Source organism: Kitasatospora sp. cg17-2 (assembly GCF_054031055.1).
In genome coordinates this window covers 7,324,854-7,338,729 of the sequence record NZ_CM132923.1, presented here as the reverse complement: position 1 = coordinate 7,338,729, position 13,876 = coordinate 7,324,854, and the positions used below count along the sequence as shown (strand labels likewise).

General features: G+C 73.5%; 11 protein-coding genes. 3 read left to right on the top strand and 8 right to left on the bottom strand.

Annotated features, from left to right (window positions below):
• Positions 1 to 89: 89 nt before the first annotated feature.
• Positions 90 to 989, bottom strand: coding sequence for a LysR family transcriptional regulator (locus ACW14Y_RS30815; RefSeq protein WP_456984141.1), 900 nt, complete (start codon positions 987 to 989; stop codon positions 90 to 92).
• 112 nt (positions 990 to 1,101) lie between these two features.
• On the opposite strand from ACW14Y_RS30815, the gene ACW14Y_RS30810 reads away from it, so the two are divergent.
• Together ACW14Y_RS30810 and ACW14Y_RS30805 are read left to right on the top strand one after the other, a co-directional pair.
• Positions 1,102 to 1,851, top strand: coding sequence for a GNAT family N-acetyltransferase (locus ACW14Y_RS30810; RefSeq protein WP_456984139.1), 750 nt, complete (start codon positions 1,102 to 1,104; stop codon positions 1,849 to 1,851).
• Between the two features lie 161 nt (positions 1,852 to 2,012).
• Entirely contained in the window at positions 2,013 to 2,657 is a 645-nt protein-coding gene (locus ACW14Y_RS30805) for a hypothetical protein (RefSeq protein WP_456984137.1), read from the top strand.
• A gap of 7 nt (positions 2,658 to 2,664) precedes the next feature.
• Here ACW14Y_RS30805 and ACW14Y_RS30800 read toward each other — a convergent pair whose 3' ends face one another.
• The 4 genes from ACW14Y_RS30800 to ACW14Y_RS30785 form a co-directional block, all read right to left on the bottom strand.
• Complete coding sequence (locus ACW14Y_RS30800) at positions 2,665 to 3,165, bottom strand: hypothetical protein (RefSeq protein ID WP_380312287.1); 501 nt, start codon at positions 3,163 to 3,165, stop codon at positions 2,665 to 2,667.
• A gap of 416 nt (positions 3,166 to 3,581) precedes the next feature.
• Positions 3,582 to 4,799, bottom strand: coding sequence for an MFS transporter (locus ACW14Y_RS30795; protein WP_380309033.1), 1,218 nt, complete (start codon positions 4,797 to 4,799; stop codon positions 3,582 to 3,584).
• A gap of 125 nt (positions 4,800 to 4,924) precedes the next feature.
• Entirely contained in the window at positions 4,925 to 5,866 is a 942-nt protein-coding gene (locus ACW14Y_RS30790; RefSeq protein ID WP_380309031.1) for an EamA family transporter, read from the bottom strand.
• Between the two features lie 96 nt (positions 5,867 to 5,962).
• Complete coding sequence (locus ACW14Y_RS30785) at positions 5,963 to 6,604, bottom strand: mycothiol-dependent nitroreductase Rv2466c family protein (protein ID WP_456984135.1); 642 nt, start codon at positions 6,602 to 6,604, stop codon at positions 5,963 to 5,965.
• A gap of 267 nt (positions 6,605 to 6,871) precedes the next feature.
• Here ACW14Y_RS30785 and ACW14Y_RS30780 point away from each other — a divergent pair, with 267 nt between their 5' ends.
• A complete protein-coding gene (locus ACW14Y_RS30780; RefSeq protein ID WP_030391735.1) occupies positions 6,872 to 7,747 on the top strand; it encodes a LysR family transcriptional regulator in 876 nt (291 codons plus the stop codon).
• Positions 7,748 to 7,814: 67 nt separating this feature from the next.
• On the opposite strand, the gene ACW14Y_RS30775 is transcribed toward ACW14Y_RS30780, so the two are convergent.
• The 3 genes from ACW14Y_RS30775 to ACW14Y_RS30765 all read right to left on the bottom strand — a co-directional run bounded on the left by ACW14Y_RS30775 (position 7,815) and on the right by ACW14Y_RS30765 (position 13,779).
• Positions 7,815 to 8,531, bottom strand: a complete 717-nt coding sequence (locus ACW14Y_RS30775) for a methyltransferase (protein WP_456984132.1) — start codon at positions 8,529 to 8,531, stop codon at positions 7,815 to 7,817.
• Between the two features lie 68 nt (positions 8,532 to 8,599).
• The gene (locus ACW14Y_RS30770) at positions 8,600 to 9,550 is read right to left on the bottom strand and encodes a pseudouridine-5'-phosphate glycosidase (RefSeq protein ID WP_380309035.1); all 951 of its coding nucleotides are present in this window, start codon (positions 9,548 to 9,550) and stop codon (positions 8,600 to 8,602) included.
• Between the two features lie 68 nt (positions 9,551 to 9,618).
• Positions 9,619 to 13,779, bottom strand: a complete 4,161-nt coding sequence (locus tag ACW14Y_RS30765) for an amino acid adenylation domain-containing protein (protein WP_456984130.1) — start codon at positions 13,777 to 13,779, stop codon at positions 9,619 to 9,621.
• Positions 13,780 to 13,876: the final 97 nt, after the last annotated feature.

The following is a 13,876-nucleotide window of genomic DNA, read 5'->3' as shown; positions in this document are numbered from 1 at the left end:
GGTCGACCAAGATCCACCGGACCACGGTGGCAGCCGGTGGACCGACCCTCGGGCCACCCGGCCCGCACGTGCTGGGGGTATCCCCCGGCTCAGAGCGGGCGCAGCAGCGCCAGGACGGCGTCCACGGCCGGGCGGGCCGAGGGCGCCGGGAGGGTCAGGGCGTGGATGCGGCGGACGAGTTCGGGGCCCAGTGGCGGGCGCAGCGCGATGTCGGCGGCGGCCGGGGCGTGGGCTGCGGCCGCGAGCCGGGGTACCAGGGCGACTCCGAGGCCGTTGGCCACCATGCGCAGCACGAGGTGGTAGTCGTCCACCGCGTGGGCGATCCGGGGGGCGAAGCCGGCCTGCGCGCAGGCGGCGCGGACCAGGGCGGCGCTGCCGTCCTCGCGGGAGCCGACGATCCAGGGGGTGTCGGCGAGGTCGCGCAGGTCGACGGCGTCGCGGGGATCGCGCCCGGCGGGCAGGGCGAGCAGGACCGGGTCGGCGGCGAGCGGGTGGACGGCGAACTCTCCGTCAGCCACGGCGGGTTCGGGGACGAGGTCGTAGGTGTAGCGGACGGCGACGTCGCAGTGGCGGGCCCGGAGGGCGGCGAGGGCCTCGGGCGGTTCGAGTTCGTTCAGCGAGACCCGGAGCTCGGGGAAGCGCTCGGCGGCGGTGACCAGGGCGGGCAGCACGTGCACGGCGGCGAAGGTCGAGAAGCAGGCGAGGCCGACCGGGCCGCGCGGGGTGTCGGCGGCGGCCCGCAGGTCGCGTTCGGCGGTCTCCAGCGCGCCCAGCACGATGCGGGCGTGCGCGACCAGGCGCACGCCCTCGGGGGTCAGCCGGACCCGGCGGCCGTCACGTTCCAGCAGCGGGACCCCGGCCTCGCGCTCCAGTACGGCGAGTTGCTGGGACACCGCGGAGGAGGTGCGGCCGAGGGCGGTGGCAGCGGCCGTCATCGTCCCCCGGTCGGCGAGTTCGCGCAGCAGGAGGAGCCGCGCCGGATCCAACATCAAGCTGTCCTTACAGGTCTGTGAAGGATTACATGGTGGACCTCAAAGATCCTTTCGGGGCATCCTGCCGCATGCACCGGGCAACGCGCCCGGACGGGGACAGGAGAAGACCTTGATCGACACGCGGCTGATCGAACGCCACGCGGCCCGGGCCTGGCCCGCCGAGGAGGTGCGGGAGGAGGACGGCTGGCTGCTGCGGCACACCCCGGGGGTCCCGCGCCGGCGCTCCAACTCCGCACTGCCGGTCGGGCGGGGCGACGGCCTGCTGAGCGGGATCGGACGGGTGGAGGAGTACTACGCCGGACACGGCCTGCCGGTCGCCGTCCAGGTCTCCCCCGCCGAGGAGCACGCCGTCCTGGACGCCGACCTCGACGCGCGCGGCTACCGGAAGGACGGCGCGGTGCTGGTCTGCACGGCACCGTCCGCCGCCGTGGCCGACGCCGCCCGGCCCGCGACGCCGCTGGACGTCGTCCTCGCCGAACACCCCACCCGGGCCTGGCTCGACGCGTACGCGGAGCTGGAACCGTCCGGCAGCGGACGGGCGGAGGCCGAGCAGCTCTTCCGCCGCATCACCGGACCGGCGGCCCATCTCGGCGTCGAGCGCGACGGCCGGCTCGTCGGCATCGGGCTCGTGGTGGCGGCGCCCGACTGCGCCGGGGTCTTCTGCATGGCCACCGACCCGGCGTTCCGGCGGCAGGGTGTCGCCGGGGCGGTCCTGCACGTCGGCGCCCGCTGGGCGCAGGCCCGGGGCGCGGAGACGCTGTACCTCCAGGTGACGGCCGAGAACGAGACGGCGCGGCGGCTGTACGAGCGGGTCGGCTTCGAGGTCTCGCACAGCTACCACTACCGGCTGAAGCCATGAGCTCCACGGGACCACCGGGCCGCCGGGTGGCCCGACCACCCGGCCACCCGGCCACCCGGCCACCCGGCCACCCGGCCACCGACAAACGGAGTCGACTGCTCCGGATCGTGCCGTAGCATCCTTCCGCACCTGTACACGACTTCACCCGGGGGGCGTCCACCGTGGCCGCACGATCGATCGGCACACCGGCACGCACGGCAGCCGTCAAACTCGCCGCCGGGGCCGTCGCCCTGGGTTGCCTGGCCCTCTCGGGCTGTGCGGCCGCGCGGAGCGACGCCCCGGGGACGGACGGCGCGACGCGCGCACCCCAGCCGGTCAAGTCCCGCGACGAGGCGATGGACCGGGTCACCCGACTGCTCGAACACCTGCGGGACGCCGCCGTCGGCCAGGGCGGACCGGTGAGCCAGACCCTCGGCTACTACCGGTGCGAGGGCCCCGACATCGCCGGGCCGACGGAGCCGTACGTGCTGAACTCCGCCACCAGCCTCGACGTCCCGGCCGACGGGCGCGTCGAGATCGTGCGCCGGCTGCGGGACACCCTGCGGGGCGAGGGCCTGCTGATCAGCGACTACAAGGAGGCCACGGCCACGGCCTCACCCGGCGCGAACGCTCCGGCGGCGGGGACCGTCCCCGGTGCCTCGTTCCGGGCCGCGTCCACGGGCGGCCCGCCGGGCGACCACTACCTGGTCGCGGTGGAGGAGAAGCCCGACAAGGGCATCATGCTCATGGTCAGCACCGCCTGCCTGACCCCGCCGGACGCGCTGCGGGTGCCGCCGCTGGTGCCGCCGACGACGGGAACGCCGTGAGGCCCGGTCAGGAGCCGTCCTGGCAGGAGGACTTGCGGCGCTTCTCGAAGTCCTTGGCGTTCAGCAGCTTGTAGTCCCAGTCCCAGCCGCCCGCCGCCCACTTGCCGGCGGGCAGGCCCAGCAGCACGTCACCGGGCACGGTCACGGTGAGGGCGCGGTCGCGGACGACCTCCACGGTGTAGCGCCGGTCCGCGACCACCGGGCCGGGGGGCTTGCCGGAGGTGGTCCAGCCGGGCGGGAGAGCGCCGAGGTCCACGGTCTCGGCGGCGGTGCGGCCCTCGCGCGGGTGCACCTCCAGCTTCTCCGATCCGGGGAACACCTTCACCCGCACCACGTGCAGCCGCTCCTCGTGGCACACGCCCGTGCGCACGACCAGCCGTCCGGCGTCCAGGCGCACGGCGATCAGCCGCTCGGCCCTCGGCTCGGGGTCGCCGCACCCGGCCACCGCCCCGGCGACCACCGTCACGGCCGCGGCCGTCACCGCCGCCCTGTGCCACCACCGCTTCACGAGCCCCCGCTCCATCCTGCCGCCGCGTCGGAAGTCGGCCCGGCCGACTTCCTGATCCGGGACGGCGGACGAGCTCCGTCGGGCCATCATCCCAGGGTGTGCGCACCGCCCGGGCAGGGGGTCGGGGGGGCTGGCGGGAAGTCAGGGGTCCGGGTGGGAGCACGAGGTGGAGGGCGCCCGGCGCGGGGACCGCAGGCGCGAGGGCGCCGGGCGGGGCCGACCGCCGGTGGGGCGCGGCCACCGGGAACGCACCGGCGGGGCGCGGCCCGGAAGGCCGCGCCCCGCGGGGGCAGAGGTGTGGGCGCGCGCCGTACGGCCGTCGCCGGGGGCACGCGCCCACCTCACCGGAGGGGACGGTACGGACGTCGCGACGGGGGTGGCGCGGCGTCCGTACCGGGCTCCGGTGGTTCGAGGGGTCAGCCCGCCGCCGGGACGGCGCGGCGGCCGGTGGCGGCGCGCAGGGCCACGGCGAGGCCGACCAGGACGATGCCGAACCAGACGACGCTCTTGACGCCGGTGTGGTCGGCGAACAGGCCGCCGATCAGGGCGCCCAGGGCGATGCAGGTGTTGTAGGCCATGGTGTTGAGCGACATCGCGGCCTCGAAGGTCTCCGGCGCGGCCGCGAGGGTCATGTTGATCTGGCTGAGCTGGACGACGCCGAAGGCCAGGCCCCACAGCACCATGGCGACGATCACGCCGACGTTGTTGGTGCCGATGGTCAGCAGCATCACCAGGGCGGCGATCAGCAGCAGGCCGCCGACCACGAAGCTGCCGCGCAGGCTCTTGTTGACGCTCTGGCCGCCGATGAAGTTGCCGATCGCGCCGCCGATGCCGAAGACGATCAGGACGACGGTGATGAAGCCGACGCTCGCCTCGGCGCTCTTCTCCAGGTACGGGCGGACGAAGGTGTACGCCCCGAAGTGGCCGAGGACGAAGAACACCACCATGACCAGGACGACGCGCAGCGGCACGTTCTTGACCGGCAGTCCGAAGACCTCGCGGACGGAGACGGCGTTCGCCGACGGCAGCGAGGGGATGGTGGCGGCGACGGCGAGCAGCACCAGCGCGCTGAGGCCGGCCCAGATCAGGAAGGTGGTGCGCCAGGAGCTGACGCTCTCCAGCAGGGTGCCGAGCGGGATGCCGACGACGGTGGCGATCGAGATGCCGGACATCACGACGGCGGCGGCCTTGTTGGCCTGCTTCTCCGGGACGATGCGCATCGCCATGCTGACGCCGATGGCCCAGAAGACGCCGCTGGCGAAGCCCATGAACATGCGGGTGACCAGGATCAGCGGGTAGTTGGGGGCGACCGAGGTGATCAGGTTGCCCACGGCCAGCACGCCGAGCAGGGTGGTCAGCAGCTTGCGCCGGTTGACCCGGCGGGTCCAGGCCACGATGAACGGCACGCCGAGGCCGGCCGCGACGCCCTGGGCCGTGACCATCAGGCCGGCGGTGCCGACCGAGACGTCCAGGCTCTCGCTGAGCGGGGTGAGCAGGCCGATCGGCATCAGTTCGGTGGTGAGGAAGACGAAGAGGCTCGCGGTGATGGCGGCCACACCGAGCCATCCGTCGGCCGCCGGACCGCGCTTCTGCGGCGTCGCCGCTGTGGGGAGCTGTTCTTCTTGCGTGGTCATGTCATATCTCCGGAAGTGGAGTGGGTCGGGCGGAAGTGGTCGGGCGGATCGGTGGGGCGCGGTACCCGGCGCCGGGCGGCGCCGGGTCCGACGAGGTGGAGGGCGTGCTGGGCGCGCCCGTACCGCTATCCGCTGCGTTCCTCTTCGAGGGCGCGTGCGCCGGTGCCGGACGCGAGGGGCTCGGGAGGCGCGGCCCCGGGCTCCTTCCGGGGCGGACGGGACTGGCCGAGCACGACCGCCAGGAAGATCACGACGATGCCGAGCAGCTGGAGCAGCGACAGCGTCTGGTCCTTGAAGAGGTAGCCCAGCAGCGTCGCCACGACCGGGCTGCCCAGCGCCAGGAAGGACACCGCGGTGGCCGGCAGCAGCCCGATCCCGCGGAACCAGACGATGTAACTCAGCACCGCGCCCAGGGAGATGAGGTAGGCGAAGCCGAGGACGTTGTCGCCCGTCAGACCGTCCGGCATGTCCTCCAGCGACAGCCAGAACGGCAGCAGGACCAGCCCGCCCGCCGTCAGCTGCCACCCGGTGAAGGTCAGCAGGCTGACGCCGTCGGGACGGCCCCACCGCTTGGTGAGGGTGATGCCCGAGGCCATGCACAGGGCGCCGCCGACCGCGGCGAGGACGCCGACGCCGTCCAGCGACACCCTGCCCTTGAAGACCAGCAGGGCCACACCCCCGGCGCCCAGGACGCAGGCCAGCGCGTGCACGCCTCTGACCCGTTCACCGAGGAACAGCGCCGCCAGGATCACCACGAACATCGGCTGCGCCGACATGATCACGGCGGCGATGCCGCCCGGCAGCCGGTAGGCCGCGACGAACAGCAGGAAGTTGAAGGCGCCGATGTTCAGCACCCCCAGCGCCAGCGCGCGCAGCCACCAGACGCCGACCGGCAGCTTCCGGCCGAGGGCCAGCAGGAAGAGGCCGCCCGGCAGGGCCCGCATGGTGGTCGCCAGCAGCGGCCGGTCCGGGGGCAGCAGCTCGGTGGTGATCAGGTAGGTGCTGCCCCACACCGTCGGCGCCAGGCCGGTCAGGGCCACCGTGGACAGGTTCCGTCTGCTCGTCATGTCGATCTCGCCTCGAATCCGGTGGGAAGCACCGTGGGAATACGTCCGGTCGGCCCGGCGGGGACGGCCCGGCGGGGACGGCCCGGCGGGGACGGCTCAGTCGAAGATCGGGTCGCGGTCGCGGCCGCGCTTCAGCTCGAAGAAGCCGTCGGTGCTCGTCACCGCCAGTACGCCGTCCCAGAGCTTCCCGGCCGCCTCGCCGCGCGGGGCGGGGGTGAGCACGGGGCCGAAGAAGGCCAGCGGCTCGCCGTCCGGGCCGGGCACGTGGATCACCGGGGTGCCGACCTCGGAGCCGACCGGGTCCATGCCCTCGTGGTGCTGGATCCGCAGCTTCTCGTCCCAGGAGTCGTCGTCCGCGGCCGAGAGCAGCTCGACCGGCAGCCCGGCCTCCTTGAGCGCGGCGGTGATCATGTCGTGGCCGAGCCCGGCCTTCTCGTGGTGGATCAGCCGGCCCATGGCGTTGTAGAGCGGGCGCAGCACCTCAGTGCCGTGCTGCTCCTGGGCGGCGATGCAGACCCGCACGCACGCCCAGCCGTCGATCATGCCCTGGCGGTACTTCTCCGGGACCTCGCGGCCCTCGTTGAGCACGGACAGGCTCATGATGTGGAACCGGGTCTCGACCGCCCTGACCTGCTCCACCTCCAGCATCCAGCGGGAGGTGATCCACGCCCAGGGGCAGCGGGGGTCGACCCAGATGTCGGCGGTGATCGTGTCGGGACTGGCCGGCGTGGCGCTCATGACGGTCGCTCGTCCTTTCGGTCTGACGGGCGGCACGGGCGCGCGCGGGCACGCCTCGGCGGGGTGCGCCCAGGTACGGGTGAACGGGGAGAGGTCGACGGCGGCACGGCGTCCGGGCAGGACGGACGGACCCGGTCGGGGGCCCGCCCGGCGGAGCCGCTCCGGGGCGGCTCCGACCGTGTGCGGTCGCCTTCAGTGTCGGGCCGCGCGCATCGATGAGTCCAACACATGCTTGTCACCCGTTGCATCGCGGATCACGATGGACGAATGGAGCTCCAGCAGATGCGCTACGTGATCGCGGTCGCCGAGACGAACAGCTTCACCCGCGCCGCCCAGCGCTGTCTGGTGGTGCAGTCCGCGCTCAGCCACCAGATCGGGCGGCTGGAGAAGGAGCTGGGCGCGCGGCTGTTCGAGCGAACCAGCCGCCGGGTGCGGCTGACCCCGGCCGGGGCGGCCTTCCTGCCCGCCGCCCGGCAGTGCCTGGACGCGGCGGAACGGGCCGCCACCGAGGTCGCGGCCGCCGTCGGGGAGGTGCGCGGACTCCTCAAGGTGGGGCTGATCCCCACCGTCGCGGCGGTGGACATCCCGGCCGTGCTGGGCGAGTTCCACCAGCGGCACCCCAAGGCCCGGATCAGCCTGAGCGTCGGGGCCAGCGACGAACTGGTGGAGCAGGTCCGGCAGGGCGAGATCGAGGTGGCCTTCCTCGGCATCCCGGTCACCGCGCACCCCCGGGGGGTGATGGCCAGGGAGCTGGCCCGCGAGCGGCTGGTCGCCGTGGTCTCCCCGGACCACCCGCTGGCCGGCGAGAGCTCGGTGGACCTGCGGCGGCTGGCCTCCGAGGTGTTCGTCGACCTGCCGGCGAAGACCGCCGGACGGGCCCAGTCCGATCTGGCGTTCGCCGCGGCCGGCCTCACCCGCGAGGTCGCCTTCGAGGTGACCAACGCCGACTACCTGGCCCGGCTGGTCGCGGCGGGGCTGGGGGTGGCGCTGCTGCCGCCCCGGTACGTCGCGGGCCTGACCGGCATGGTCACGATCGAGGTGACGGACGCGCCGTCCCGGGCGGAGTACGTGATCTGGGGCCGGGAGAGCCCGCACCCGGCGGCGGCGGCCTTCCTGGAGCTGCTGGGGATCACCGAGGACTGACGCCGGGTCGGTGGAGGCGCTGGGACCGGGGCCTCCCCGAGGGGAGGGAGGCCCCGGCGGTGGGGGGTCAGGAGAGGCGGTGCACGGTGAAGTCGACCGCCACGTCCAGGACGGGCTGGGTGGTGGTGAACACCCTCTTGTGGGTGAAGCCGCTGTCGGCGACCAGCTTCTCGAAGTACGCGACGTCGCCCATGGTGCTGAAGAAGAGCACCATCCGCCCGTCCTCCGTCAGGTGCTCGCGGGCTTTGGCGAAGAAGCGGGTCAGCGCCCGGTAGCCGGCGTCGGTGCCTGCGACGTCCGCGTAGTCGGCGGCGGCGAACCACTGGAACGGCGGGTTGAAGACGATCAGGTCGAACCGGCCCTCGACGGCGGCGAAGACGTCGCTCTCGCGCGCCTCCACCCGGTCGCGGACCCCGTTCAGCTCCGCGTTGACCCGCACCGCGGCCACCGCGTCCGGGTTGAGGTCGACCGCCAGCACGTCGGCGCCCTTCTTCGCGGCGATCAGGGCCAGCGAACCGCTGCCGGTGCCCATGTCGAGGACCCGGTCACCGGCCTTGACCTCGGCGAACACCGCGCCGCCCAGCATCGGGGAGACCGGGCAGGGGGTCATCACGGAGGCCGGCACCCGCAGGGTCAGGCCGAGGAACGGGACGGTCTGCTCGCCCTCCTCGCCGCCCAGCTCGCCCAGGGCCCGGCGCAGCTCGGTGATCTCCTTCACCTGCGCCTCGGGGACCAGCGGGCGGTAGGACTCGGCCTCGGAGGTGGACTGCTGCTGAAGCGTCATGTCTGCGGTATCCGTCCATGTGTGGGGTGGGGTGGGGTGGGTTCGGTGAGTGTTCGGGTGACGCGGAATCAGAGCTCGGCCCGGAGCCGGGCGTACGCGGCGGCCAGCCGGCCGCCGACCTCGGCGGTGCTGATCAGCACCGCCATGTTGGCGCGCGAGGAGCGGCCCTCGGTGGCCGCGTCCACCGCCCGCATCAGGTACTTGGTGACCGCCTGGCCCCGGATGCCGTCGCGCTCGGCGGCGGCCGTCGCCCCGACGATCGCGGCGTCCACCTCCGCGCCGTCGATCGCCTCCTCCGGCCGGACCGGCGTGGTGACCAGGAAGCCGCCCCGGTTGCCCAGCGCCCAGTGGTTCTCGATCGACCGGGCCACCTCCTCGTCCTCGTCCAGCCGCAGCGGGCTGCGGAAGCCGCTGGACGCGCAGTAGAAGGCCGGGAAGTCGTCCGAGCGGTAGGAGACCACCGGGACGCACTGGGTCTCCAGGTACTCCAGCGTCAGGCCGAGGTCCAGGATCTTCTTCGCCCCGGCGCACACCACCGCGACCTTGGACCGGGTGAACTGGATCAGGTCCGAGGACACGTCCATGGTGGTGGCCGCGCCCCGGTGCACCCCGCCGATGCCGGCCGAGGAGAAGAACGGGATGCCCGCCAGCTCCGCCGCCACCAGGCAGGAGGCGACCGTCAGCGCGCCCATCCGGCCCTGGGCCAGGACGACCGGCAGGTCCCGGCTGCTGACCTTGGGGATGCCCGGCGTGGAGGCGAAGCGCTCGATGTCGGCGTCGGTCATGCCGACCACGATCCGGCCGCCCTCGACCGCGATCGTGGCGGGGACGGAGCCGCCCGCCCGGACGGCCTGCTCCACCTTGCGGGCGGTCGCGGCGTTGTCCGGGTAGGGCAGTCCGTGGGTGATGACGTTGGACTCCAGCGCCACCACCGGGCGGCCCTCGTGGAGCGCCTCGGCCACCTCCTCGCTCAGGGTGAGCGGCACGGCCCGGTGGGAGTGGGACGTGGTCGGGAGCACGGCGGTCGGCGTCACGGCGGCGGTCGCGGTCGCGGGTGTCACGGTCGCGGGTGTCACGGCGGTGCCCATCAGAGCGCGTCGGGGCGGTAGTCGGGCACCTTGCCGAGGAGGTCCCGGCGGTTGACGATCTCCGGGATGTAGACCTGCTCGGTCCAGTTCTCCTCGGCGATCGACTCGACCGCGATCGACACCACGCCCTCCTCGCAGCCGAAGGCGTCGGTGACCGCCTTGGTCACCGCCGCCAGCAGCTCGGCCTGCTGGGTGTCGCTGAGTTCCATCGGGAAGTGCTTGATGTTGACGTGCGGCATCACGGTGTCCTTCCGGAGGTGCAGGCGGCGGTGGACGGCCGTCACCAGCTCGTCGACGTCCGGCGCCCGGAGCAGGGAGTAGTGGTCGGCCGTCAGCTCGACGACGGTCGGCGGCTCGGCGGAGTACCCGCTGCTGCCGTCGAGGAACGAGTACTCGTCCCCCCGCGCCTTGAAGACGGTGATGGGGGCCGAGACCCGGCGCTCCCGCAGTTCGCGGAAGGTGTAGTTGAACTCGAAGGTCGTCCCCACGATCCGGACGATCCGGCGCACCAGGTCCGGGTCCAGGCCGGGGATGCCCTCGCCGACGACGCGGGCGAAGCTCTCGTCGTCCCGGGCCGCCGCGAGGCAGCGCTCCAGCAGCGGGCTGTCGATCGTGCCGGTGAAGACCGAGAGCAGGATCGCCACGAAGGCCCGGCTGCGGTAACTGGCGGTCCGCTCCTCGGGGCGGGTGCCGGTGGTGCGGACCTTGGGCGAACCGGGGGCGATCAGGAACACGTGGTCGACCGTGCGGCCGGCCTGCTCCAGCTGGTACGCCGTCTCGAAGGCGACCCGCGCCCCGAAGGAGTAGCCCCACAGGGTGTACGGGCCCTCGGGCTGGACCTCCAGCAGTGCCCGGACGTCCTCCGCCGCCATCTCCCTGATCGTCGGGTAGGGGACCTCGCCCGGGTTGACGCCGTGGGCCTGCACCCCGAGGAACGGCCGCTCGGTGCCGAGGCGTTCGGCCAGCAGCCGCAGGTTCATCGGGTAGCCGCCCAGGCCGGGCCAGCAGAAGACGGGGCGTCCGGTCGGCGCGGGTGAGGCGGTACCGGAACCGGAGCCGGTCAGCGGCACCAGGCGCGAGGTGTGCTCCGCCGGGCCGCCGGAGAGCCTGCGGGCCAGCCCCTCCACGGTCGGCGAGGTGAAGACCACCTCCAGCGGCAGCGCCGCCCCGAAGGCCCGGTTGATCCGGTTGACCAGGGTGACGGCCAGCAGCGAGTTGCCGCCGCAGGCGAAGAAGTCGTCCTGCGCGGAGACGCTCTCCTGCTTCATCACCTCCTGCCACAGCACCGCCACCCGGCGCTCGGTCTCGTCCCGGGGAGCCACGAAGGGCCGGTCGGCGGCCCCCGCGACCACCAGGTCCGAGGCCGCCAGCGCCTTGACGTCGATCTTGCCGTTGGCGGTGGTCGGCAGCGCGTCGAGCACCACGACCTTGTTCGGGATCATGTAGTCCGGCAGGTAGTTGACCAGGTCGTCGCGGATCAGCTCGGCCGGCCCGCGCATGTGGACCGCGTCCTCCCGCATGCCCTCGTGCCGCCGCTGCTCGCCGCTGACCCGGCCGCCGAGGAGGAAGTACGAGGCGCCGCCCGGCCGCCCCAGCTCGCGCAGGATGCCGTCGAACCGCCGGGCCGAGGGCAGGTCGTCGCCGCCGCGGGAGCTGTAGCCGGAGGACATGAAGCCGAGGTCGCGATCGTTCAGCGACAGCCGCTGCGCCGTCCGGCCCAGGTCGATGTAGCGCCGCCACCGCTGCGGGCTGCGGCTGATCACGGTGACCCCGAAGGACGCCCGGCCGTAGACGGCCTGGTTGATCGCGATGACCTGCTTGCGCAGCACGAGGTCCGGCGAGACCAGGCGCAGCCGGCCGTCCTCGTGCAGGTACTGCCCGGCCGGGAGGTCCACGCCCTTGCCGGGGTGGACCTGGACGAACAGGTCCACGTCCCGGTCCTCGCGCGGTCCGCGCCAGGGCGTCCAGTCGAAGCTGCCGAGGTAGTGGTCCTGCTCGGCGACGCCCAGCCGGGACTTGACCTCCGGGGTGAAGGGGGCGGGCCCGATGTCGAGGCCGTAGGCCGGCAGGACCTCCTCCAGGAGGCCGACGATGTGGCCGGTCTCGATCTCCAGGACCTCGGTGATATTGGTCTTGTAGACCGGCTCGATGGCGCCGCGGCGGCCGAGGAAGTGCATCCGGATCCGGGGGGCCGCGGCGGCGGCCGTGTCGTCGGGGGCCTTGCGCGGTCCGGGTATCAGACGCGGCGCGGGTGCGGCGGGTGCCGTCGGGGCCGCGGAGACCAGGACGAGGCGGTGGTCGATCGGGTGGTGGTAGTGGATGCCCGGCCGGAGGCCGGGGAAGCCGGTGAGCTCCAGGTAGACCTGGGTCGCGTAGAGCGAACCGGGCGAGGCGTAGGCGTACTTGGGGAGCAGCCGCTCCGGGCTCAGGTGCTGCCCGAGGTGGCGCAGGATCGCGCCGAGCGTCCCGGTGTCCAGCTCCGCGAGCGGCCGCGAACGGCCGGCGGCGGCCGGGCGGCGGGCGAGCAGCGCCAGCAGGTCGCGCTCGGAGACCGGCGCCTCGCCCTCGTAGAAGCGGTAGGTCTTGCGGGCGAAGGCGAGGGCGCGCTGCGCCTCGGTGGCCGCGCGGCCGGGCAGGTCGACGGAGGGCAGGCCGGCCAGCTCGGCCGGGGACCGCACGCCCGGGTTGGAGAGCTGGGCCTTGACCTGGAGCTTGCTCTCCTTGGACTGGTGGTGCGCGCCGTGGCTGCCCTGGTCCATCAGGGCGGCCTCCCTCGGGTCGAGTTCGACGCAGGCGACGAGGTTCTGGAAGCCCGTCCTCGGGTCGTCCTTGACCAGGACGGCCGCGTGCCGGACCCAGTCGTGGGTCTCGATGGCGAGCCGGATCTCGTCCAGCTCGACCCGGAAGCCGCGCAGCTTCACCTGGTTGTCGGCGCGGCCGGTGAACTGGACGGTGCCGTCGGCGTTCCAGTAGGCGAGGTCGCCGGTGCGGAAGAACCGCCCGCCGCCGTCCGGGTCCTCGGTGAAGCGCTGCTCGGTGAGGTCCGGCCGGTGCAGGTAGCCGCGCGCCACCTGGACGCCGCCGACGACCAGTTCGCCGATCTCGCCGACGCCCAGTTCGGCGCCGTCGCGGCCGAGGATCCGGTACTCGGTGCCGTCGACCGGGGAGCCGATGGAGACCGAGTTGGGGCCGTCGCCGACGGAGGACTTGGTCACCACGAAGGAGGAGGAGTTGATGGTGCACTCGGTCGGCCCGTAGAGGTTGACCAACTCGCGCCCCGGCAGGGCCTCCAGGAAGGTCCGGGCCAGGGATCTGGAGAGCGCCTCGCCACCCGTGAAGACCTGCTCCAGCGTGCGGCAGGAGTCCAGCCGCTCGGTCTCCAGCAGCGCCTGGAGCAGGGTCGGGACGCACTGGAGGGTGGTGACGCCGTGCTCCTCGACCGCCGCGACCAGCCGCTCGGTGTCCCGGTGGATGCCGACCCCGCCGACCACGACGGTGGCGCCGACCGCCGGGGCGAGGATCTCCCACTGGGCGGCGTCGAAGCTGATCGGCGTCTTCTGCAGCACGACCCGGGTGCGGTCGAGGCCGTGGGCGGCGCGCAGCCAGGCCATCTGGTGGGCGATGCTGCGGTGCTCGATCATCACGCCCTTGGGCCGGCCGGTGCTGCCCGAGGTGTAGATGACGTAGGCCAGCGCGTCGGGGGCGGGGTCGGGCAGGACGGTCGGCGCCGGCGGGTGCTCGTCCTCGGCGCGGACGACCACGGTGCCGGCGGGCGCCAGCGCGGTCAGCCGCTCGACCAGCCGGTCCTGGGCGACGACCACCTTGACGCCGGAGTGCTCGATCATGAAGCGCAGGCGTTCCTCGGGGTACTCCGGGGCCAGCGGCAGATAGGCGCCGCCCGCGAGGAGGATCCCCCAGGCGCCGGTCAGCACCTCGGTGGAGGGCTCGACGAACAGCCCCACGCACTGGTCCGAGGTCACTCCGAGGCTCCGCAGGTGGCCGGCCAGTCCCCGGCTCCGGCGGACCAGTTCGGCGAAGGTCAGCCGCTCGTCGCCGCCGGTCACCGCCGGGTCGTCGGGGCGCTCGGCGGCGGTGCGCAGGAGCAGTTCGGGCAGTAACGGGTGGTCGGCCGGGCCTCGGCCCGACGCTTGGGCAGTCATCTGGTCCCCCTGGGTGTGCGGGTGTCCTGGTGTCCGACTTTCCTGGTGTCCCGACGCTCCGGCGTCCCGGTGTCCTGGCGTCCCGAGGTGCGGGGCG

What these genes read in the sequence shown, in the direction of transcription:
- ACW14Y_RS30795 (WP_380309033.1), bottom strand. Translation starts at nt 4,799, where the DNA reads ATGACCACGCAAGAAGAACAGCTCCCCACAGCGGCGACGCCGCAGAAG.
- ACW14Y_RS30765 (WP_456984130.1), bottom strand. Translation starts at nt 13,779, where the DNA reads ATGACTGCCCAAGCGTCGGGCCGAGGCCCGGCCGACCACCCGTTACTG.
- ACW14Y_RS30775 (WP_456984132.1), bottom strand. Translation starts at nt 8,531, where the DNA reads ATGACGCTTCAGCAGCAGTCCACCTCCGAGGCCGAGTCCTACCGCCCG.
- ACW14Y_RS30780 (WP_030391735.1), top strand. Translation starts at nt 6,872, where the DNA reads ATGGAGCTCCAGCAGATGCGCTACGTGATCGCGGTCGCCGAGACGAAC.
- ACW14Y_RS30815 (WP_456984141.1), bottom strand. Translation starts at nt 989, where the DNA reads ATGTTGGATCCGGCGCGGCTCCTCCTGCTGCGCGAACTCGCCGACCGG.
- ACW14Y_RS30790 (WP_380309031.1), bottom strand. Translation starts at nt 5,866, where the DNA reads ATGACGAGCAGACGGAACCTGTCCACGGTGGCCCTGACCGGCCTGGCG.
- ACW14Y_RS30785 (WP_456984135.1), bottom strand. Translation starts at nt 6,604, where the DNA reads ATGAGCGCCACGCCGGCCAGTCCCGACACGATCACCGCCGACATCTGG.